The organism is Psychrobacillus sp. FSL H8-0484 (genome assembly GCF_038005325.1).
Taxonomy (GTDB): domain Bacteria; phylum Bacillota; class Bacilli; order Bacillales_A; family Planococcaceae; genus Psychrobacillus.
The window spans coordinates 1,886,412-1,908,215 of the sequence record NZ_JBBOSZ010000001.1; the positions used below are offsets into that span (position 1 = coordinate 1,886,412).

Annotated in this window: 26 protein-coding genes; 21 read left to right on the forward strand and 5 right to left on the reverse strand. The window is 34.0% G+C overall.

All coding sequences use genetic code 11. The features are described from left to right. Nucleotides 1-8: 8 nt before the first annotated feature. Nucleotides 9-353: an ATPase gene (locus MHH81_RS09080; protein WP_340920305.1), complete on the reverse strand. Its 345-nt coding sequence runs from the start codon at nt 351-353 to the stop codon at nt 9-11. A gap of 230 nt (nt 354-583) precedes the next feature. Here MHH81_RS09080 and MHH81_RS09085 point away from each other — a divergent pair, with 230 nt between their 5' ends. Both MHH81_RS09085 and MHH81_RS09090 read left to right on the forward strand, forming a co-directional pair. Continuing rightward, a complete protein-coding gene (locus MHH81_RS09085) occupies nt 584-1,135 on the forward strand; it encodes a hypothetical protein (RefSeq protein ID WP_340920306.1) in 552 nt (183 codons plus the stop codon). An 82-nt stretch (nt 1,136-1,217) separates the two neighbouring features. Then, nucleotides 1,218-1,760 (forward strand): carbon monoxide dehydrogenase, encoded by a 543-nt coding sequence (locus MHH81_RS09090; protein ID WP_340920310.1) that lies wholly within the window; start codon nt 1,218-1,220, stop codon nt 1,758-1,760. Nucleotides 1,761-2,068: 308 nt separating this feature from the next. On the opposite strand, the gene MHH81_RS09095 is transcribed toward MHH81_RS09090, so the two are convergent. Continuing rightward, nucleotides 2,069-2,581, reverse strand: a complete 513-nt coding sequence (locus MHH81_RS09095; RefSeq protein WP_340920313.1) for a MepB family protein — start codon at nt 2,579-2,581, stop codon at nt 2,069-2,071. Between the two features lie 326 nt (nt 2,582-2,907). Beyond that, nucleotides 2,908-4,176 carry an MFS transporter gene (locus tag MHH81_RS09100; RefSeq protein ID WP_340920315.1) on the reverse strand — a complete coding sequence of 423 codons (1,269 nt, stop codon included), beginning with the start codon at nt 4,174-4,176 and terminating at the stop codon, nt 2,908-2,910. Nucleotides 4,177-4,343: 167 nt separating this feature from the next. Here MHH81_RS09100 and MHH81_RS09105 point away from each other — a divergent pair, with 167 nt between their 5' ends. From MHH81_RS09105 to MHH81_RS09130, 6 genes are all read left to right on the forward strand, one after another. Then, nucleotides 4,344-4,799: an NUDIX hydrolase gene (locus MHH81_RS09105; RefSeq protein WP_340920317.1), complete on the forward strand. Its 456-nt coding sequence runs from the start codon at nt 4,344-4,346 to the stop codon at nt 4,797-4,799. A gap of 79 nt (nt 4,800-4,878) precedes the next feature. Then, nucleotides 4,879-5,433, forward strand: a complete 555-nt coding sequence (locus MHH81_RS09110) for a YdcF family protein (protein WP_340920319.1) — start codon at nt 4,879-4,881, stop codon at nt 5,431-5,433. A gap of 95 nt (nt 5,434-5,528) precedes the next feature. Further along, nucleotides 5,529-5,945: a flavoprotein gene (locus MHH81_RS09115; RefSeq protein WP_340920321.1), complete on the forward strand. Its 417-nt coding sequence runs from the start codon at nt 5,529-5,531 to the stop codon at nt 5,943-5,945. 90 nt (nt 5,946-6,035) lie between these two features. Next, nucleotides 6,036-6,452, forward strand: coding sequence for a VOC family protein (locus MHH81_RS09120; protein WP_340920323.1), 417 nt, complete (start codon nt 6,036-6,038; stop codon nt 6,450-6,452). Nucleotides 6,453-6,583: 131 nt separating this feature from the next. Then, on the forward strand, nt 6,584-6,784 hold the full coding sequence (locus tag MHH81_RS09125; RefSeq protein WP_445678084.1) for a hypothetical protein: 201 nt from the start codon (nt 6,584-6,586) through the stop codon (nt 6,782-6,784). After that, nucleotides 6,775-7,017 carry a YciI family protein gene (locus MHH81_RS09130; protein WP_340920325.1) on the forward strand — a complete coding sequence of 81 codons (243 nt, stop codon included), beginning with the start codon at nt 6,775-6,777 and terminating at the stop codon, nt 7,015-7,017. Before MHH81_RS09125 ends, MHH81_RS09130 begins: the two co-directional genes overlap by 10 nt. Before the next feature lie 356 nt (nt 7,018-7,373). Here MHH81_RS09130 and MHH81_RS09135 read toward each other — a convergent pair whose 3' ends face one another. After that, nucleotides 7,374-8,357 carry a DMT family transporter gene (locus MHH81_RS09135; RefSeq protein ID WP_340920328.1) on the reverse strand — a complete coding sequence of 328 codons (984 nt, stop codon included), beginning with the start codon at nt 8,355-8,357 and terminating at the stop codon, nt 7,374-7,376. A 241-nt stretch (nt 8,358-8,598) separates the two neighbouring features. On the opposite strand from MHH81_RS09135, the gene MHH81_RS09140 reads away from it, so the two are divergent. The 7 genes from MHH81_RS09140 (at nt 8,599) to MHH81_RS09170 (ending at nt 16,218) form a co-directional block, all read left to right on the forward strand. Then, nucleotides 8,599-9,087, forward strand: coding sequence for an Lrp/AsnC family transcriptional regulator (locus MHH81_RS09140; RefSeq protein ID WP_340920330.1), 489 nt, complete (start codon nt 8,599-8,601; stop codon nt 9,085-9,087). 359 nt (nt 9,088-9,446) lie between these two features. Continuing rightward, nucleotides 9,447-10,037, forward strand: a complete 591-nt coding sequence (locus tag MHH81_RS09145) for a GNAT family N-acetyltransferase (protein WP_340920333.1) — start codon at nt 9,447-9,449, stop codon at nt 10,035-10,037. A gap of 90 nt (nt 10,038-10,127) precedes the next feature. Next, nucleotides 10,128-10,427, forward strand: a complete 300-nt coding sequence (locus MHH81_RS09150) for a hypothetical protein (protein ID WP_340920335.1) — start codon at nt 10,128-10,130, stop codon at nt 10,425-10,427. 604 nt (nt 10,428-11,031) lie between these two features. Continuing rightward, nucleotides 11,032-12,390, forward strand: a complete 1,359-nt coding sequence (locus MHH81_RS09155; protein ID WP_340920337.1) for an SMI1/KNR4 family protein — start codon at nt 11,032-11,034, stop codon at nt 12,388-12,390. Nucleotides 12,391-13,372: 982 nt separating this feature from the next. Next, nucleotides 13,373-13,939: a DUF4256 domain-containing protein gene (locus MHH81_RS09160; RefSeq protein WP_340920339.1), complete on the forward strand. Its 567-nt coding sequence runs from the start codon at nt 13,373-13,375 to the stop codon at nt 13,937-13,939. A gap of 670 nt (nt 13,940-14,609) precedes the next feature. Further along, a complete protein-coding gene (locus MHH81_RS09165; RefSeq protein WP_340920341.1) occupies nt 14,610-15,203 on the forward strand; it encodes a dienelactone hydrolase family protein in 594 nt (197 codons plus the stop codon). Nucleotides 15,204-15,681: 478 nt separating this feature from the next. After that, a complete protein-coding gene (locus tag MHH81_RS09170; protein WP_340920343.1) occupies nt 15,682-16,218 on the forward strand; it encodes a DUF6141 family protein in 537 nt (178 codons plus the stop codon). A 408-nt stretch (nt 16,219-16,626) separates the two neighbouring features. Here MHH81_RS09170 and MHH81_RS09175 read toward each other — a convergent pair whose 3' ends face one another. Then, on the reverse strand, nt 16,627-17,037 hold the full coding sequence (locus MHH81_RS09175) for a DUF3888 domain-containing protein (protein WP_340920345.1): 411 nt from the start codon (nt 17,035-17,037) through the stop codon (nt 16,627-16,629). Between the two features lie 454 nt (nt 17,038-17,491). Between MHH81_RS09175 and MHH81_RS09180 the strand changes: the two genes are divergently transcribed. The 6 genes from MHH81_RS09180 (at nt 17,492) to MHH81_RS09205 (ending at nt 21,653) form a co-directional block, all read left to right on the forward strand. Continuing rightward, nucleotides 17,492-18,274, forward strand: coding sequence for a putative protein N(5)-glutamine methyltransferase (locus tag MHH81_RS09180; protein ID WP_340920348.1), 783 nt, complete (start codon nt 17,492-17,494; stop codon nt 18,272-18,274). A 264-nt stretch (nt 18,275-18,538) separates the two neighbouring features. Further along, nucleotides 18,539-18,775, forward strand: coding sequence for a hypothetical protein (locus MHH81_RS09185; protein ID WP_340920350.1), 237 nt, complete (start codon nt 18,539-18,541; stop codon nt 18,773-18,775). Between the two features lie 271 nt (nt 18,776-19,046). Continuing rightward, nucleotides 19,047-19,886, forward strand: coding sequence for a DUF2268 domain-containing putative Zn-dependent protease (locus MHH81_RS09190; protein WP_340920352.1), 840 nt, complete (start codon nt 19,047-19,049; stop codon nt 19,884-19,886). Nucleotides 19,887-19,984: 98 nt separating this feature from the next. Further along, nucleotides 19,985-20,320: a hypothetical protein gene (locus tag MHH81_RS09195; protein WP_340920355.1), complete on the forward strand. Its 336-nt coding sequence runs from the start codon at nt 19,985-19,987 to the stop codon at nt 20,318-20,320. A 105-nt stretch (nt 20,321-20,425) separates the two neighbouring features. Next, nucleotides 20,426-20,893 (forward strand): UPF0158 family protein, encoded by a 468-nt coding sequence (locus MHH81_RS09200; protein ID WP_340920358.1) that lies wholly within the window; start codon nt 20,426-20,428, stop codon nt 20,891-20,893. A gap of 226 nt (nt 20,894-21,119) precedes the next feature. Further along, nucleotides 21,120-21,653 carry a GNAT family N-acetyltransferase gene (locus tag MHH81_RS09205; protein WP_340920361.1) on the forward strand — a complete coding sequence of 178 codons (534 nt, stop codon included), beginning with the start codon at nt 21,120-21,122 and terminating at the stop codon, nt 21,651-21,653. The last annotated feature ends 151 nt before the right edge of the window (nt 21,654-21,804 follow it).

Genomic DNA, 21,804 nt, shown 5'->3' on the forward strand with positions numbered 1-21,804 from the left:
TTTTATGACTAAAGTATCTGTACTAATTCTGAGTGCAAAACCCGTTGAGCAGTAATGACAACACCTGATGCTGTTCTTCCATATGAAGAATATAATCCACCGGTTTGATTAGGAACAATTTCAACTTCATATTGAGCCGCTCCTATTTGTAAACTAAGGGTTACAAAAGTAGAAGCATTAGCACCTACGATAAAGTTAGCCGATGAAAGTAATTGTCTTGTACCATCAAGTCTAAAAACTCTGGCTACTCCTGAAAGTACACCTCCAGTACGATTGAGGATTTTAACTCGAACGTTAGTTGCATTAGCAGGTTGATTTCCTGTGTTTTCAATTGGTCCAGTCGTTAAAGGCATTTAATATACACCTCCTCGTAATGTAAGATTTATAATCTGCAGATTATCTAATCATTGTATTCATTAATCTATTCATGGTCTAAACAAGATTAATTAATTTGTTGTAAAATAGTGTAAATTGAAAGGCGTCGACAATCAAATTTAATCTTAAAGAGTTTGTGAATAAAGGGTCTCAGAGTTCAAGAAGGCTATGTTAAAATAAGTTATAGTTCTTTATAGGAGTTGGTTAAATGGAATCACAAGTTCAAAGGTATTTCGAGGATTTAGAATCAACAGACAAAGAAATCCAATATGAAGCGTTTAAGAATATAAAGACGTTAACAGAAAAAGAAGTAGAGTGGGCATATGAAATTTGGGATCAATTATTACAAGACCTAAAAAATCGTGATAATCATAAAAGATCACGTGCTGCACAATTTCTTTCCCATTTAGCAATAAGTGATCCAGAAAAAAGAATGCTTAATGACTTTCCAACATTATGGGAAGTAACAAAAGATCCTAAGTTTGTCACTGCAAGACATAGTTTGCAATCCATCTGGAGAGTAGGTTTAGCTGGAGATGAACAACAAGAAATGTTAATTAATCACTTTACTGATCGTTTTACACACTGCGTAGAGGAAAAAAATTATACTTTGATTCGATATGATATTATCCAAGGTCTTAGAAATTTATATGACGAGGTAAAGAGAGAAGAAATAAAACAAATAGCACTGGATTTAATAGCAACAGAAGAAGATAGTAAATATCAAAAGAAATATGCAATTGTATGGCGAAATACATAAAAAATTAGGTTAGTTGAATTTTCATCATATATTTTCTGTTAATGGTAAAGCTATTTATTAAAAGAATAAGGGTGTATAGCAAATGCAAAGAAAAATTTATATTTTTTTCTCGATAATATGTATTGCCATTTGTTTTTCAGCTAATGAAATAGTCTTTGCAAACCCAAACGATAAACCCCCATCGCTTGAAGAAGGTTATACTCAAGTTGGATATATATCTGTCGAAGAAGCAGTTAAGGAATTTGAAAATCACTTTAAACAAGAAGTAAAATTGCCAAAAAACAAGCCCTCTATTCCTTTCACCCATCAATTCGGAAGATTTTATGAGGATAAGGAACATAACACTAATGATTCACTGGCTATCAAGTTTGTGAATGAAAAGGTAAAAGAAAATAATTATAAAATTGATATTCGCCCTTTGAAAAATAAAATGATTTTTAAAGATAGAGTTAATCAGAAAACCTATAAACTTAAAAATGGACAGAAAGCCATTTATTTTGACCATCAATTATTTCATTTTTTGGTTTTTGAAAATGGTAATTGGCAATATATGCTTGGAATCGATAAAAGGCTATCTAAGGTAACTCCTGATACATTAGTGGAAATTGCTAACTCAATTGAATAACGAATGTTAGATAAGACCAATAGATTCCTTGTTAAACTAATGAGTCAATTAGGACATTTTACTTTTATTCACTAATAAAAGCAGTTAAATAAAATAAGACAATAAATGTAAGTTGGATCGCTTTTGTATTATTCAGAGAAAGATTAATGATACAGTTGAAGAATAAAAACTAAAAGCACTCATAATTGAGTGCTTTTATTGAGCTAACGTATGTAAATGATATAAATTTTCCTGTGTTCGAACTAGAAAGTCATAGAATACTTTAGGTGACGTAAGGGCTTCTTCTTTTGGGTTAGGGCTATCCAATTCTAGTTGGAGTATAGTCTTAATAGCTCTTGTATTTGTAAACTGTTTATATTGTTCAGTCCAACAAAATATGGCGACTGCCATTTTTGAGTTGCTATTGCTTGTTTGCTTGTGGGAGTGTCCCAACTAGGGTAAACCCTAATTGCCATTTTCCCATTTGCAGTAGCTGTTCTAAGGATATTTTGTTCTACAAGAATTTTTTTGGGGAAAACGAATTGCCCAAAAAACTGATTATCATTGGAAAAAGTATTAATAACCAATAAATCAGTAGCATTTTTATATGAAAATGGTTGGTTTTTATTATTTAAATCTTTTTCCCAAAAGGAAACAAACTGTCCTAATTTGGTAGGTGTTACTTTTGCAACTCTAAATCGAACGGATTTAGAGTTTAACTGAAATACCCCTGCTCCATAATCAGCATTCTGAGTTTCTACACGAATCGCTTTTATAGTTAAGCCATTAGGTTGATAAAAAATTTCATCTACATATGTTAATGCTTTAGAAAATCGATTCATTGTCATCCTCCTAACTTTGACGCCAAATACTTTACTAAAAGGACAGTAAGTCTGACAGATCAGTAAAATATACGAACATAGCTTAATTAAAACTTTCCTTTGATATATATTTATTCCGATAAATGAAATTCAAGTTCATTTGAATGGCAATGTCTTTTTACATCTTCTAAAAGGGAAGATAATTTAATTTGCCATTCCTTGATAATTGTATTGTCATTTAATTCAGAGTAAAAGCTAAAAAAAATTTGTGTTGGTATTTTTAAATATGAATGAAAAACGAACACATACCTGTCGAGATGCTCAGTTTACACAATAGAAAAAGCATTTTAATTCACTTCTGCTTTTGGCATACGGTGTTCCATAATGAGGAATCCACCAAACAGCCCAATCAAGGAGAAGATGACTGGGATGACGAAACCATAATGGTACCCGACACTGATTTCAGCCGATTGAAAATGGTCCAATACTCTCCCAAAAATACTTGGCAACAGCACGGCACTCAAAAATCCTCCCGTATTTGCAAATCCTGAAACGACTCCGACCTCTCTTATATCAAAAGATTTGCGAACAATCGCAAATGTTAAAGCGCTAGCGCCATTACCATAACCAATCAACAAGAACAGAATGATCAGCATGTAGTATGGCGGTTTCCCACTGAATAATACAAAAGCGATCCAACTAACAAAAATAATCATATGAATAATAATATAGGGACGCTTTATCGACCCTATACGACTCGAAATCCAACCTGTTAGAGGAGCCCCAATAATGGCTCCAAAAAGACCAATCATAATTAATTGACTTGCATGTGAGCGTGTCATGTCATACACATTCATCCCGTACGGAACAGCCCATGAACCGATAAATCCCACATACGTACCTACCGCTCCAAAGTGACAAAGGAAGGCAGCCCATGCTTGTCGATCGGAAAAGATTCGACTTAATATGACCAAAGTTTTTTCCCGTTTTTGCACTAGTTTCTTTGAAGACTTTTTGCTCTCAAAATGATTCATGTCCATTTTCCTTGGTTTTAGTACTAGTACTAAATAAAGAAGGATGGCGCTTAGACACAAAATAATGCCCACAGTAAAAAACGGAGCCCTCCAGCCGGTTAAGGAAATCCATGCCGAAAACGGAACCGTGGCCACTAAGAATCCTAGACTTCCAGTCATTCCTGCTATGCCAAGCAGCCCCACAAATTCATTTACTTTAAACCATATACTTAATATCAAAACCAAATTCACCCAAATGGTCGCGTCGCCAACTCCTACCAAAAACCTAGAGAGAAAAAGAACAGATTCATTCGGTGCAGCGCTATACATTAAAGTGCCCAATCCATTCAATAATGTCCCCACAATTAGAAAAACATTAGGGCCAAAACGGTCAGACAAGATCCCTATTGGAATTTGCAAACTGGCATAAGCCAAAAACTGTATACTTGTCAATAATCCAATAGTAGATGCCGTCACACTAAACTCTGTCATCAACTGATCCGAAATTAATCCCGGTGCTGTTCTTTGACTCACAATTAATAGATAAGTAAACAATATTGTAGCAAAAACAACCCACCGATACTTGCTATTTTGATTTTCCAATTTCAAGACTCCTGTACCTTACATAGTATTGTTATTATACTCCTTAACATTTGGTTTTTACAGTAAGGAATTAGCAAGGCAGAACTGTGCTAAGGAGGAAATTCTATCAAAATGTCGAATTGACTAATTTAGGTTTAGGTTAAAAATATAATTTTTAGGAGGTTATTATGGGGTATATAGAGGATTTACGCAAATTTGTTGGAAATCAACCTCTGATATTAGTTGGAGTTGCTGTTGCTGTTGTTAATGAAAGTGGGGAATTCTTATTACAAAAACGAGCAGATGGACAATGGGGAGTTCCAGGGGGATTTATCGAATTAGGCGAATCTACTGAGGAAGCTGGTAAAAGAGAAGTTTTAGAAGAAACAGGAATTGAAATAGGTAAACTAGATTTGGTTGGTGTTTTTTCAGGGAAACAACATTTTGTTAAATTACCAAATGGTGATGAATTCTATCCCGTTACAATCGCTTACTTAAAAAAAGAGATTATGGGTGGGGTTCTAAAGTCAGACGGTAAAGAAACAACTGAAGCTCGGTTTTTTAAAATAAATGAATTACCAGATGGACTAAATCCCATTATTGGAAATCTGATTAAACAATATTCACTTTCATTATCCATATAAAAATTTTGGAACTAATTCCCTTAACTATAGATAACATTGTGAAATCACTAGTATTTCGAATAAAAAGGAGATATTAACAATGTCTTATCCATTCGACTGCATTACCAACTTTATTTTCGTTGAAACTGAAATTGCCCGAGCAGATGTAATAATTGTTCCTGGTGCGAGCCATCCTCAACTAATGGAAAAAGCTACTTTCTTGTATCATCAGGGACTAGCGCCGTACTTACTTCCGACAGGCGGAGCTAACCCACGTTTAGAAACTACTGAATGGGATTTCTTACGGGATGTTGGAATTGAGAATGGAGTACCTGAAGAAGCAATTTTAAAAGAAGATAAAGCACAAAATACTTTTCAAAATGCCCGTTTTTCCTTGGAAGTTCTACAAAAAACAGGTATCAACCCTAGAAAAGTGATAATGGTTTGTAAAGCAGTACACGCACGCAGAGCGTTATTAACTTACCAAACTTTGTTTCCAAAAGAAACTGTGTTCTTCATCTCGCCCGTAATCGACAGAACTGTCATAACCAAGGACAACTGGTTTAAGTCTGAAGATGGAATAAGACGTGTAATGACTGAAGTAGAGAAAATCGGTCAATACTTTGGTCCTCATATTCCAAATTTGATTAATTAAAACATGGATGTTGTCTGTGAACTAACGAACAGGTTACTTAAATAAAGGCCAATTTATTTTTATATAACTAAAAATATATCTTAGGAGGTTCTTAAATGGACAACTCATTTCGAACGTTTCTTGATACGTATTTAGATGTTTGGAGAACCTCATCTTTAGCGGAATTAAAAAGCTTGATATCTCAAAACTATGAAGCAAGAGAGATAACAAGTGGAGATATCGTTGACTTTGGCTATGAAGAATCAGTAAATGGATGGGAACAGGGTTTTAATTTTGTTAAAGGAAACAATGCTCAATGGAATATAGAAGAAATTTCGATTCTTCCTTTGAGAGAAGATGAAACTATGGTTATTTTATCAGCCACTATCCTTATTCAAGGGAAGAGTTTAGAAACAGCAAATTTATTCTTTCAAACGTTCAAAAGATATGGCACAAATGATTGGAAATTAATAAGAAGTTATATAGAAGCAGGAATTCCTAATGATAATATAAAAAGCTTTCTATTCAACTAGTGACGTAAGGTACATTGTGATGGGATTTTAGAAGGAGAGAATAAATAAAGAAGCAACTAATTATTATGTTTATTAAAAGGAGACGATAAAATGAGTGAAAAATTATGGAGGGTTGGAACGACTTATATTCCAGTAGTCAATGTAGAACTATCTTCTAACTGGTATGTGAACAAATTGGGAGCAGAATTGAGCTATAAAGACGATGACAAAGCAATTCTTGATCTTGCAAACCAAAGTATTTTTCTTGTTAAAGCTAATGAAAATCAAAGTGCCAATTTTTATGATATTTATGGTGTAGAGCGTTTTTCTATCACATTTGAAGTTAATGGAATACATGCTTTAGAAGCTATACATAAAGAGTTTATAGATAAAGATATTAGAGTTGGAGAAATAGAAAATAGAGGACATGCTGGAAGGAACTTTGTATTCTACGATTTAGATGGCAATAAATTTGACATATGGAGCGAATTAAGTCCAATTTTCAAAGAAAAATATCAGATATTTTAATAGGAAGTAAGTTATTGGTTTGTGACAAAGGATTGATTCTTAAATTTGGAGAATTCAAGAGACATCGATTAACCAAGTAAAGTAGTTCTAAATAGCATTTAATATATTTATACAAACTCTGGAGGATGTACATGAGATTAGCTTGCCTACACGCTCATCATTCCAATATAGCAAATATAGAAACAGCATTATTAGCACCTTTTGATATAGAATTAGTTCATTTTGTGGATCCAGGGCTCATGAATCGGGTTACTCATGATGATGGCTTTGAACAAGTAAATGCTGAGCACAAAGTGAAAGAACAAATGGAATGGATGGCGAAATGCACATAATTTCTTGCATACCAAATCAATTACGCCATTATTTAGTCGATACCTTAAAGGATAGATTGTTGTCTGCTGGACCGTTTATGGACCATACTGGGGGTTTGGTAATTGTTGAGGTTGAAAGTGTACAAGAAGCCGAAGAAATTGCCAAAAATGACCCTGAAGTATTAGAAGAAAAGTTTGAGTATGTAGTACATCCTTGGGAACCTTTAGAAGGATTGTTCACAAAAAGTAAGTGAATCCTTATTCAAGTAACGAGTGCTTTAGTTAAACAAGACCATCGAAATGAACTGCCCCGTAAGGTGTCTAACATTTATCGGCCAGTTCATTTCGATGGTCTATTTTTACGTCCAAAACATCAAGTAGATTTCGATCCATTGTGAAATGTTACACTTCAACTACCATGGAAGAACGTAATTATCTTCCATATTCTGTGGTGAAGCAGGGTTTCATGGATGGCTAACGGGCAGGTTAGTTCAATAAGGATTAATAGCGACAAATGTCCTTTCTTTTATTGATATAGTACATATTACTATTAATGACAGGAAAGATGATTGTTAGGTGCAGAGTGTCGACAAGGGGTTTCGGAATGGCCTCATTCCGAAACCCTTTTTGGCAAGATTGGATTTCGTTTTTCTAATAGGGGTACTATTCGAAGTTGATCATCCTTGATAGCTTTGTTTAGCGAATACATTTTGTTTTCATGAACCTTTCTTTTAAAGTACGAGAATAAATAACAACCTGTTATTACAATTGCACTGCCTATTCCTTGTATCCAGGTCATTTGTTCCCCTAAAAATAAAAAAGCTAAGATTGAGGTAAAAATCGGATTAAAACTTAAAAAAACACCTGAAGTAGTGGAGCCTAATTTTTGAATACAAATATTCCAAAGGACCATACATACTACTGTTGAGATAACACCTGTATATAACATTGCACCTATAAAAGAAAGGTTAATATTTGAAACAGTAAAATCAGGAAAGCTCAGAGGCAATAGTACCATTAGCCCAAAAATAGCTGAGTATAAAATAGACATCAAAGGTGAAGTCTTTGTCATTGCCCATTTGCTGCAAATCGTATATATTCCCCATATGCATACAGCAGCAATCATCCATAAATCTCCGGTATTAAAATCCAATGAAAGCAAATAGTCTGCTTTACCATTTGAAAGTACAAGTATCACACCTAAAAGTGAAAATATCATTGAAATAATTTGCAGGAAATTAATTTTTTCTTTTAAAAATAAAATAGAAAAAACAGCGATTGAAATCATATTTAACGAAGAAATTAAGCTAACATTTGTCGCAGTTGTTTGCTCTAATGCTAAAAATTGCAAGATGTTAAATAGAACAACACCTGTTAATCCCATTAAAAACAAAGGAATTATTGCATTTCGTGGCGGCAGAATTTTTTTTTCTTTCCACCATACAAGAGGGAACAGGCAAAGGACTGCAATGATCCACCTTAGTGTCGTCAAGGTCATCGGTGAAGAATGTTCAACAAGAGATTTACTAACAACAAAATTTCCTGCCCAAAATAAACATGTTAAAAGCAATAAGACATAATACTTAAATGACATATCCTTTATCTCCTTCTTCAAATTTCACCGATCCAGGTACTGCCCTTTAAGCCGTATGCACGATGAGTTTTAATGAGCTTTAAATAATTTTAACATTTTCCTTTCATTATCAGTATTTCTTTCTGTATAATGAGATAAATTCGAAATAATGATAAAAATTCATAGGTGCTTACAAAATTTTATTTCGTTTTCATGTTTATTTCTTTTGAATTTTTGAAGAATAGAAGGGGAGTGAGAATCAGTGGAATCAATAGTTAGTAAAATACTTGATGATCTGGATATTAAAATCTTAGACATTCTCCAAAAAGGAGCACAGATAAGCAATTCTGAAATTGCTAAACGGGTTAATTTATCTCCACCCGCAACTCACGCACGGATCAAAAGATTAGAAAATGAAGGATACATTAATCAGCATGTGGCGATATTAAATCAAGAGAAGCTTGGATTTGATTTATTATCTATTATTTTTATTAGTACGAACATTCACCAATCTGAGAAACTGAAATGCTTGGAGGAAGCATTAAAGTCTATGCCAGAGGTTTTGGAGTGTCATTGCTTAACGGGAGAATATGATTATCTTCTAAAGGTGGCAAATAAAAACCGCAGGGAATTGGAGAACTTTATAAGAAAATTAAATAAACTTGGCATCACACGCATTCAAACTAGCTTAGTACTAAGGGAAATTAAATATTCGACAGTTTTACCTATTTCCCAAAATCACCAAAATTGATAAGAGGTCCAAACAAGCATAGAAAGAGGCTGTCCAATATATTCACTATTGGACAGCCTTTTCCGTGTTCACATATAATGCCACCGTTGGATAACCACAATTTCATACAATAAATATTGTGTCTTTATATGAAAGCTTTTTAACTTTATAGATGAAAGTTTGTGAAGTATTACACTTAAACTAACGGCGCAGTTTAGTTGAACAAGATCTAATTTCAAATAAAGGATTTTGATTTTCTAAGTCGAATAATTTAAGAGGATATATTGAAGCAGAAGCGAGATCGATATTAAAAATGGGATTATGGTTTCAACTTCAAACAACAGGGACTTAAATTTAGAATTGAGGGGAGAAAATATAAATTGTTTATTCGTGAATATAAAGATTCTGATGAAATAGGTTGGGTTCGATGTAGAACGCTATCATTTCTAAATACAGCTTACTTTGATAATGTTTTAAATAAAAAGGAAAGCTATGAAAATCCATCAATCGAACTAGTTGCAGAATTAAATGGACAAATTATTGGTCTCATTGATGTAGAGTATGAAAAGGAAGAAAAGACAGTATGTTCAAGGGGAGAGGGTTTAGGAGGCATGGTCTGGCATATTGCGGTTCATCCAGATTTTTATCGACAAGGAATTGGCGAGCAACTACTTCACGAAGCGGAAAAGCGAGCAATCGAATTAGGTTTAAATAGATTTGAAGCATGGACTCGAGATGATTTTTGGGTACAGAATTGGTATGAAAAAATGTTATTTAATAAAGTCGATGCATACTACCATATTTACTTTGAAGGAAATGAAATGAAAAATCGGATTCAAAGTACCATACCTAAACTCCACTTAGTCAATACATTCGCTCATTACGTAGGGGATGAGATTGAGCAATTTAAAACAACTAACCAACGAATTTATGAATGTGTTTGCTATGAAAAATATTTGAATAATATATAGTGCTTCTTCAACTAACGGAGGCTTTAGTTGAATAAGAGAAAAAATGTCATTGTCGATTTGCAACTATTCGAGCAAAGGGGAGGTTGAAATATGAATATTCTTTATGGAGTTGTAATTATTATTGTAGTCTTTGCGATATTTTTACTTATGAAGGCAGAGGCGATGAGGACTAAAAACATATATTTGTCATTTCTATATCTTAGTTTAGGAGTGAATGTAACTGCCCTTCCAATTTCTTTATTTATAGGCGGAATGGCAACAGACTCACCTGACAGTGATAATTTTGATTTCATTAGAGGTTTTTTATTTGTTCAAACAATCCCATTTATTATGCTATTTATAAGCATATTGAAAATATTTATGAACCAGAGAACATTAAAAGAAAAGTAGTGTGTTCATAGCACAAGATTTTATACGTTGTATGCAATAGAAGATGCTACTTGTTAAACTAACGCAGCAGGTTAGTTGAAGAAGAAAGGGGTAATTTGTTATAACAATGTTAGGGATGAAAAATTCGTTTTTCACATTGTTTACAGGGATTTTTTATCTTTTTGTTACCCTGTTATTGATACAAATAATATCTGAATTCTCCAGTTTAAGACTGTATTTACTTTCCGACAACGGTTTTAGTATTATTGATGGATTTTGTATCGCAATAGCCTCATTTTTAATAGCCTTTATTTTGGAACGAAAGTTAACTAAACCTCTAAAGTATGGATTATATTCTATACTGATTTTAATAGGTGGCTTTTTATTTCTTTTAATTACTGCTCTAATAGCAATGACTGGTTTTGGTTGGTTTACGGGATGGTTCCAATGACAAATATGGGGGTATATAACAAGTCTTATTATGCTACCGGGCGTGTTCTTGAAGGACTAACATCCTTTTTGTTGAATTAATTGAAATAAAGTAGCTGTTTAGTACAAGAAGTTATTTACAAAAACTATATTGAATATTAATTAAAATTTAGTTATCAAAGCGGGGGTTAAAAATATGGAAGATATTAATTTCCTTATATCAAAATGGGAGCAAATACTACAAAAATTAGAGAACAATAACGGCAAAGTCCACCCAATTGAAATTGGAAAAAAAGCAACGCTACAGGAGATAGAAGCTAAAGAAAAAGAATTAGGTTATCAACTACCTCCTTCTTATAAATACATATTAAATAACTTAGGAAAATCAATTTCTTTTTATTACTCATTTTCTGAGGATACAATAATCCCCAGTGAATTTAAGGAAATCTACTCTGGAGAGATAAATTGGAATACTGACTTCCTTCAAAATTTAAATAGGTTAGCTGACGAGCTAATGGAAGACGGAGAAGATTATGGAAGTACACTTAGGGGGAAATTAGAGTTCTCTCATGCTGGAAATGGTGATGTTTATGCGTTTGATATGTCTGTTGAGAGTGATGAGAAGCCAGTCATATATTGGGAACATGAAGAAGACAAAGTAACTTATGTTGCAGATTCATTTATCGATTATTTATTTAAGATTACTGAACTAGGGTGTATTGGTAGTGAAAAATGGCAGCTTGAATATTTTCTAAGTGATACAGGGTTGGACACCACAGGTCCAGCAGCAGGTAAATGGAAGTATTGGTTTGAGTCATTTTCAGAGACAACCTTAGATGATGTGAAAAATAGCATGGAACAACTAATAACTTTTGTTGTATATCGAAAGAAATTAGATAAAGAAACAATTGACTTTCTCCAAAAATTTAATAGAAATGAGTTATTCGACTTCCTTTTAGAGGAATTACATAAAAAAGAGGCATTTAATGATCAAAAGATAATATGTGAGATAATCGGAAGAGTTTTAGGGATTTACGCTGAGACATGGGTTAGAAGTTTATGGGAAGCTAAACAAGATAACATAGATACTAGATTACGTTCCTATCTAACTTCAATGTGTATCAATAAGGATAGGGGACTATCTTTAGTTATTAATTTTCTTGAACAAGAATCTAACAAAAAGATAACTGGGTATGAAGCACTTTCTCATCTTGGTGAATTTCATTCGAGGGATGTTATCTCGTGGATGGAGAATCATGTTAAATTTCCTGTGACAGAAGGTTGGTATCAACTCTTCGTGAGGTCAAACTTTTCTTGGGATGACTTAGAAAGGTGGACCTCTTTAGAAGAGAAGCATGAAGTAACTGTGATTCACGCATTAGAAATGTATGCCGATGAGAAAGTCGCAAATAATAAAAAACCTCATGTTATATCAGATCTTCCAACTAAATCGGAATTTATTGATTTTCTTGTTAAATTACGTGCTAAACAAGTGTTAAAAAAGCGGACAATGGCCGTAGAGAACCTTATACAAAACATAAATATATTTTATTAAGTTTGTGAAACAATGAACATAAACTAACGGGTGTTTAGTTGGAGAAGAAAAGAAATGGTATTAATATTAATAGGTTTTAAGAGGGGACATGTAAAATGAAAAATTTAATTTATGGTATTATAGTTTTGTTTGCACTTTGGTTAATACTCTCGTTTTTCAGTATAAACACAACAAATGTGATACCAAATTTAATTGAATGGGCTACAAAATTCATTCTACCTTGGATATTATTATATTGGATAATTAGATTAGTTAAAGGTTTAGAAAAAAACAAATAACATATTCAAGTACGGGGTGCGATTCTAAAATAAAGAAGTCGCTTTTTCTTATCTTACAAGAAAGTTTGTGAAGTGTTGTACTTAAACTAACGAGTACTTTACTTTAAGAAGGAGTGAAACCATTTTTCTTATTCAACTAAAGAAGCAGTTTAGTTTAAGAAGATTAATGGTAAAATTATGAGTATGGGAGTCAAAGGAGACTTAAGTAATATTTGGTGAAAATTATTATGAATAGCTACAAAGAAACCAATATACATTTTGATAAAAAGTATTATAGCAATTGTTATTATTACTGGTATCACATTGACTTTTGTAATACCTGCTTTTAAAGGCTTTGAATGGTCCTTCATATTTATTGCACTTTTGTTCTATTTTGTAGTTGCGAATATATTTGTAGGGTTATTTAAAGAACGACTATCATTGGTTTTTATAGTCAGCTTGGTATTTAGTGCTTTAGGAATGGGATGGCGTTTATAGCTTGAATGGGAGAGTTTAGTATAGTCGGACATATGAATCCAGTTGTGTTAATTGGCTATCCTTGTATTATTGCATTTATTATTTTATTAATGTATCATTTCTCCGCTAAATTTAAGAAGAAAAAAATAGTAATTATCGAGAAATAAAACTCACTTTTTCTTATACGACTAAAGGTGCAGTTTAGTACTTAAACCATTATGAGTAAAAATAATAAGGAGGAAACTAATATGACAAAAAGAATTAAGGAGTTGCCACTAGAACAACGTGAGGAACTACTCAGAACTTTGAAAGTCCGTTTTGAGAAAAACATGGACCGCCATGAAGGTCTTGAATGGGCTAAAGTACAATCTAAGCTCGAAGATAATACTGAAAAACTGTGGTCGCTCAATGAAATGGAAGGAACTGGCGGTGAACCGGATGTTGTTGGCCATGATAAAAAGACGGGCGAATACATTTTTTATGATTGTTCAGCGGAAAGTCCTAAGGGTCGCAGAAGTATTTGTTACGACCGTGAAGCACTGGAGTCAAGGAAAAAACACCAACCAGAAAATAACGCTATTGATATGGCAACTGCCATGGGCATTGAACTTTTAACGGAAGAACAATACCGGGAGCTGCAGAAACTTGAAAATTTCGATATGAAAACGTCGAGCTGGGTGCAAACACCTGCTAATATTAGAAAACTCGGCGGGGCCATCTTTTGTGATCTTCGCTACGACACTGTCTTTGTATACCATAATGGAGCAGATTCCTACTATGCTGCAAGGGGCTTCCGTGGCTCGCTAAGGGTCTAAATTTTGCATAGACAGTTAAATTTGAATTTGAGAACGGATCAACTGGGGAAAGGCTTTAATTTCATTCTTCAACTATCGAAGGCATTAGCAAAAGACAATGAGCTGCATAGACGGCTCTTTTTTACTTTCCTTGAGATTCTTGCTTTTCCCCGTAAAGCTCATCCAAGTGCTGTAAATGTTTTAATCCCCATTCGGGGGATAATTATGTTTTTAGTCTTTTTTTAGTCTTGATATTAATTGTTATGTTTATTAGTGCAATTATTTTATATCCTATAATTTATTTAATACCGATTGAAAAAAGAAAGGGAATCAATCAATTTTTCCTTGTGGTCTTGATTTTATCATCCTTAACTATTCTTGTACTAAGTCCTTTTATAATGATAGGAGTTATGTATGTCCTGTTGATATTATCTATAATGGTGGCTTCGTTTTCGTTGATAGGATATCTATATTCTAAAACAAAATTTGAAAATGAAACGAAAGTTAATGGGAGGTTTAGTTGAATAACTGTTCTTCTTTAACTACGGAGGTATTATTAAAAGATAAATGAGATGCATAGACGGCTATTTTTTTCTTGTTCAACTAACGCAGAAGGTTAGTTGAAGAAGTATTATCCATTTAGTTTTGTATTATTATTAGAAGAAAGTTCTGATTTAATAGGAGGTTTAATTTGATAAACATACAAAGTAACTCAAACAAATTAATTATAGTAGTACATGAAATTTATGGGGTTAACCAGCATATGAATAAAGTTTGCCATTCATTATCAGAAAGAGGCTTTGATGTTATTTGTCCCAACTTATTAGAAAAAGAAGGACCTTTTGAATATTCATTTGAAGAAGTTGCTTATCGAAATTTTATGGAGAATATCGGGTTTATTAGTGCGACAAATAAAATTAAACGTGTATTGCAAGATATTAAAGATCAATATGAAAAAGTCTTTATTGTTGGATTTAGTGTTGGGGCAACCATTGCATGGTTGTGCAGTGAAGAAAATGATATCGATGGAATTGTTGGTTACTATGGTTCGCGAATTAGAAACTATCTAGAGATTGAACCTTTATGTTCAACAATGCTTTTCTTTCCTGAAATTGAGAAATCATTTAATGTCAACGAATTAATTCCATACTTAGAAAAAAAGAATATCGAGATACATAAAGTTCACGGAGAACATGGATTTAGTGACCCATGCAATTCAAAATATAATGTAAAATCTGCACAAGAATCTTTTGACATAATGGTTGATTTTTTATCGAAACATTAATTCATTAAAATGTAAGAATTAATTCGGGATTTGGAAAATGAAAGTTGTTCAGATGTTGCTGATATAGCGCTTTAAGACAATATTTTTTTGCATTGAAGAATTTGTGAAGACTTGCACTTAAATTAACGGGTGCTTTACTTGAAGATCATTGAGCTGTTTAGAAAGCTCTTTTTTCTTATTCAACTAAAGGGGCAGGTTAGTTCAATAAGCAAATGTTAAAATAGAGATAAAAAGGTGATGTGAAGATGCCTATATTTCCAAAAGAAAACGACTTTCTCTCATTATTCGAATCGGAACCAATGTTATTAAAAACAACTTCAAAAGACTTGCCTTTTATTATAAGGCTCTTTTCGTAAGGATTGTTGCTTTCTCAATAAAATGAGGTTTTATTTACTTTTTATGGTATTTTATTTACAGGAGCCTATTCAACTAAAGAGCAGATTTGTTTAAGAAGAATGGATATTAGGTTAAGAAAGGAGTGGATTTAGAAATTAGTAAAGACAATGAGTCTGTTTTATATAGAGAAGTTCAACGACCAAGACAATTATTATTTATCATAGTGATAATATTGGTTTCAGGCATTTTTTGGTGGGGGTTTATCCAACAGGTTATTTACGGTATTCAATTCGGAGACAAACCGATGTCGGATATTGGGTTGGTAATAGCTTGGGTTTTGTTCGGTCTGATAATACCCTTGATAGCGTTCCAAGTTAAGATGATAACTGAAGTACGTGGAGATGGGGTGTATATAAAATTTGTCCCCTTCCATTTTGGATACCGAGACTTTCGTTATCAAAGTATTCGGGAGTATAAAAGTGTTTCTTTTAGTTCGCTAAAACGGTTTGGAGGTTGGGGGATTCGTATTAATCTAAATGGAGAACGCCTTTATAATATCGCAGGAAGCGAGGGTGTCGAATTAAGGTTAGCTTCAGGTGACATTGTTATAATAGGCTCAAAAAATTCTGAAGAGCTCAAAAAGGCATTAGATTTATCTTTCATAGAGAATACTAAATAATCTTCGTGATATTTACCTTCTCTGGGTTTCATGGAACTACAGGTGATTAAATGAAAAAAACTTGTTTATGGCTATAGGATTATGGTTCTCATGTGAAAATTAGGATCAACTAATAGAACTTCCAAAAGGAATATACTAATAGAAATTTGGAGTACATTATTAAAAAGGAAATTAAAACCTTGTTCAACTTAATTATCTCAATGAAATTCGAACTTGAAGTTAAAATTTCTTGTTCAACTACCATGGAAGAACGTAATTTTCTTGCATTTTCTGTGGTGAAGAAGGGCTTCATGGATGGCTAACGGGTACCTTAGTTGAAGATCAAAGAGCTGTATTTAAACAGCTCTTTTTTTCTTATTGAAATAAAGAGTCAGGTTAGTTGAACAATCAAAGAAAATAGTGTCTTTATTACAAAGAATCCCTGCACTTAGTTATTTCGTTTGGTTTTAACGTTCTGCTTTTGATATCAATAGCCCGCCACTCCATACCATTTTTATTACTAAAAGTGATAGTAACTAAATCATATGGGAAATCGTGAGCACCTTCAAATGTTGTTAGCTGCACGGTGACATTAAAGTAGCGGTAGGGTTCTACCTTCTTTTCGATTTGGAGAATCTGTTCGCAATAATCCTGCTTCGGTTTGCCGAAATGTTCTTCGAGTGCTTTGTAGATGGATGGAAAAAGCAAATCGAGGATCACATCATCACGCAGCTGTATTTCATTTTTAGTTTCGGTTTTGGCCTGAACGTGAGAATAAGAAAAAAGAGTCAAGAAGGCAATTGAAACAATAAGTGTGACTAAAGGCAATATTTTTTTCATATATTATCTCTCCTTTACCGTTAGTTTGTGCAGTATAACCCATTTAATGTGGTTCAACGTAAAGTCAGTTATCTGCTTGTGAAGAAATGTACTTAAACTACCATGAAAAATAGTTTCTTCAATAAAAGAAAAATGACAATACTTAAGAAGCCCCTACTTAATCGTTAAAAAAAGAGGAGAGCGTAAATAAGTCTATGGATTAGGTTAGTACCAGTATTGACACTTCCAAACCAATTTCATTCTCTGTGGTACAGCACTGATTTTGTGCTGCATGGATGGCTAACGGGTGCTTTAGTTGTAGATCAATGAGTTAGAATGCAGCCCTTTTTCCTTCTTGAACTAAAGGGGCAGGTTAGTTCAAGAAGGATTTCTCCTATTTTTAACGAATTATAAATAATATACTAAAAGTTATCAAGATTAGGTGATATTAATAGAAGAGCAAATTAATTTTTATATGGACGAAGAAACAAAAATAAGTATAATAAACAGGCTCCGGACAGCTGGTTGTGTATTCGCAGAAGATGAGGCACGGTTGTTTTTCTCTGAGGCACAGTCGCCGGCCGAATTTGCCACCATGGTGGAACGGCGAATAAACGGTTTGCCCCTTGAACACGTCTTAGGGTGGGCTGAATTTTGCGGTAACCGGATAGTGGTGGACCCGGGAGTCTTCGTACCCCGCCGTCGCACTGAGTTTTTAGTCCGCCAAGCAGCAGCTCTCGTAACACGAGGCGCCATTGTGGTTGACCTGTGCTGCGGCACAGGCGCGGTGGGCTCAGCGCTGGCCGTAGCTATGGAAGGAATCGAGTTGTACGCCGTCGACATTGATCCAGCCGCGGTGCGGTGCGCCCGCCGAAACGTGACTTCCGTCGAGGGTTACGTGTATGAAGGAGACCTCTATGAGCCACTACCAGCCACATTACGGGGCCGTGTCAACGTTCTGGTCGCAAACGCACCCTACGTACCTACCGAAGCGATCGTGCTGTTACCCCAGGAGGCCCGCATACATGAGGCGCGGGTGGCACTCGACGGGGGGGCGGACGGGCTTGACGTCCAGCGGCGGGTGGCGGCTGAGGCAACACTCTGGCTTGCACCTGGCGGTCATCTGGTGGTTGAGACTAGCGAGAGACAGGCACTGTTGACAGTCGAGATTTTTGTTCAAAACGGGCTAATAACACAGGTGGCATATTACGACGAACTTGACGCTACTGTCGTCATTGGAACCAGGCCCAACCTCTAGAGCACGTTACCGGGCAGACTCTTTTACGCAAATGAGAGTAATAATTGCTATGCTGAGTGCTGGTAGCCGGTGTTGAAGGACAAAAAAGTTTTCCTTATTCAATTAACGCGTGCTTTAGTAAAGATCATAGAGTTGCTTAGGCAACTCTTTTTTCTTATTGAACTAACGCAGCAGGTTATTGGAAGAAGAATCTGTTTATATTAAAATGGAAAAGGTAATTTATGTTAAAGGATTTATAGATTTGAATTAAAGGGGATAGGTTCAATGGATAGAAACTTGAAATTACTTTATTGTATTTTAGGAAGTGCTGTACTTGCTTTATTAAATAGTCCTATACTTGGTTACGCTAAACTGGGTATGTTTCCTGGAGGTTATGGAGGACATATATTTGGACATTTGTTAGTTCTAGTTGCAAATATATTGTCTTTGGTTGGGTTTATACTTTTAATATTCTTTTCTCTTATCTTAATAATAAATAATTTAAATTTAAAGAAAAACTAAATATTTTGAAGTCTACTCTTCAACTAACGAGTGCTATAGTGAAAGAATATTGGGTTGCTTAGGCAACTCTTTTTTCTTATAGAACTAACGCATCAGGTTAGTTGAACAAGCAGAAATGGTTTTTTGTTAATTTTAAATGGAAATTTCACTTAGAATTGGAACTTGTATTTGTTTCAATCGTATTAAAGCAAAGACGCAGTTTAGTTGAACAAGAAAAAGTATTGCAAAGTAAATTTTAATAATAATAATGGGATTGAAGGAGTGACATTTATTGGATAAAGTTGAATTGCTTAACCTAGTACCGAAGTTCTTAGCTTTTTACCAAATGGCTAACAAGTCCGATATTGATAAAGAAAAAAGATGGACACTATGGGAAAAACATTATAACTTCGCTGCAATTCCTCCAGGTGAAGAAGGGAAAATAATTGCGAGAAATTTGTTAGATGGAGCATGGAACACTTACAGTGAACATTTAATTATGTTGGAAAATTGGGAACCAAACCTGGAGAAAGTTAAAGAATACTTAACAAAAGTAAAAAAACTGTTAGGATATGACCAACCAATAAATTTAGTAGTTGTTTATTTCGTTGGTGGATTTGAAAATAACCCTTTTGTTGCTCCTTTTGACGAAAACCGTTTAGCACTATGTCTTCCTATTGAAAATGGGGAATCTGATATATTATTATCTCATGAATTGACACATATAGTACATTCACATACCGCTAACTTAACCGCTGATTGGGAACGAACAATTGGCTCAACTATATTACAAGAGGGGTTAGCGGCACAGGTAAGTAGATTTTTAGTGCCAGGGGAACCAACTGAGCTTTATATCGAGCATACAAAGGGATGGCTTGAATCATGCTATAAAAATAAATCAGATATCATTACGGGGATACTTCCGTACCTAGAAGATTCTTCTTCTGAAGTAGTAACAACGTTTACGTTTGGGAACGGAACAACAAACAGGGAAAGAGAAGCTTACTTCGTAGGCTGGGAAATCGTGCAATACCTCTTAGGAGAGGGCGTAACATTTAAAGAAATGGCAAGTATACAAGAGAAAGATATATCCAATTATTTACGTGAAGTCTATCCATTATTATTAAACTAAAACGGTGCTTTACTTGAAGAACATTGAGTTGTTTAAACAACTCTTTTTACTTATTCAACTAATGTAGCAGTTTAGTTGAACAAGGGGGGAATTTTATTGTGAAGTTAATTGTGCAAATAATCTTCACGGGATTCCTAATTATTGGAAGTCTTATCGCTTTGATAAAAGATTTTAAAAAAATAACAGACGAACAAAAGAAACAGCCTATAATGCTTATTTTTGAATTGTTTTCAGTTATGGGACTAATACTTTTTATAATTGGTGTAGTGATTTTTGATAATTTACTGTTAGGTAATATAGCAATCATTTTAGTTATCATTGGCATTGTTTTCGATAGTATTAAATACTGGAAGTCCAATAGTAATCTTAGAAAGATTAGGGCATTAGGGTTAGCATTATTTATTTTATTTTTTTATTTTTTTTTCTATCACTAACGAGTGCTTTAGTGAAAGATCATTGAGCTGCTTAAACGGCTCTTTTTTCTTATTGTGCTAAATGGCTAACTGGTGCATTAGTAAAATATAAAGGGTGAGCAATAATTGAACAATCCAGTAAAGCTACAATCCATTATTGAAGAATTAGAAATGCAGTTTGAAGAGTCTCGAACATTTCTTAATATAGAAACGGGTGAAATTATTATAGTAACGTCGGAAGAGTTAATAGCTGCTGAAGAGGAAGAACCGTTAGACCATTTACCTGATTGGCAACAGGAAGATAGAAAGGTTGCTATTGATGTAATAGAAAACTTTGAGAATTACAAAGAGCTACCGACAAAATATGAAATTAATGAGTATGAGATTATGGAAGAATATTGCCTAACTATTAGTGATCAAGTCAAGCGAGATACGTTATTAAAGGCAATTAAGGGAAAGGGTGCCTATAGAAGATTTAAGGATAAAATCATCAATTTTGATATTGAAGAGCAATGGTATTCATTTCGTGATGAACGATATAAAGAGATTGCCATAGAATGGTGTCAAGACAATAACGTAGACTATATTGAATAAAAATCTGTTTAAGAACAAGTGCGATTTCTTAATGGCTTGCTCGTTCTTCAACCAAGTGCTTGAGTTAATACAGGGTTGACTTTGCGGCAACTCTTTTTTCTTAATCAGCTAACGGGGCAGATTAATTAATAATCTGTACACATTGATAGAGTTTTTTTCCTAGGGAGTAGAGAAGAATTACTATATGTACCAAGCTAAAACATTATTAATAGAAAAGGATGGTTAAATGGAAAGAGATTATAAAAAAATCCCATATTTTCTAGAGGGACAAGAACCTATAAAACATACAACAAGCAGATTACAGTTTAAGAATGTAACTAAAGATTTAGAGGAAGAATTTAAAGAAAATATCGGAAAGATTATAATAGGATCTTTAGATTCTATGGACCAAAGATTGCTTGATAAACATGCAACAATTGAAGAATTAGTGGATGAATATTGGTCAGTGGATGAGAATCACTTCGTATATAAGAAGGATTGGTGGAAGATAGCATACTTGGAAGGTACCGTGGTCGGAATTACTCAACCAGTAGTCTTTAAAGGTAGCGAAAGAGATGGATTGGTGGAAGGGACAATCCACTACATTGGAGTATTGCCTGAACATAGAGGTCAAGGATATATAATTGACCTTCTACAAGAAGCGACTGAAACTCTAAAATCTATTGGTGTGTGGCGAATATTTTCTGATACAGATATTAACAACTTACCAATGAGGAATGCTTTTGAAAAGGTCGGATATTCCGTTTGGAGAAAAATTTAATTCGTAAAATATTCTAATTATCGCCTCAGAAAACATGATTAATAACACATACTTTGTGAACAAATGTACTTAAGCTAACGAGTGCTTTAGTTGAAGATCCATGAGCTGTTTAGGCAGTTCATGGATGGCTAACGGGTAGTTTCCTAAAGAA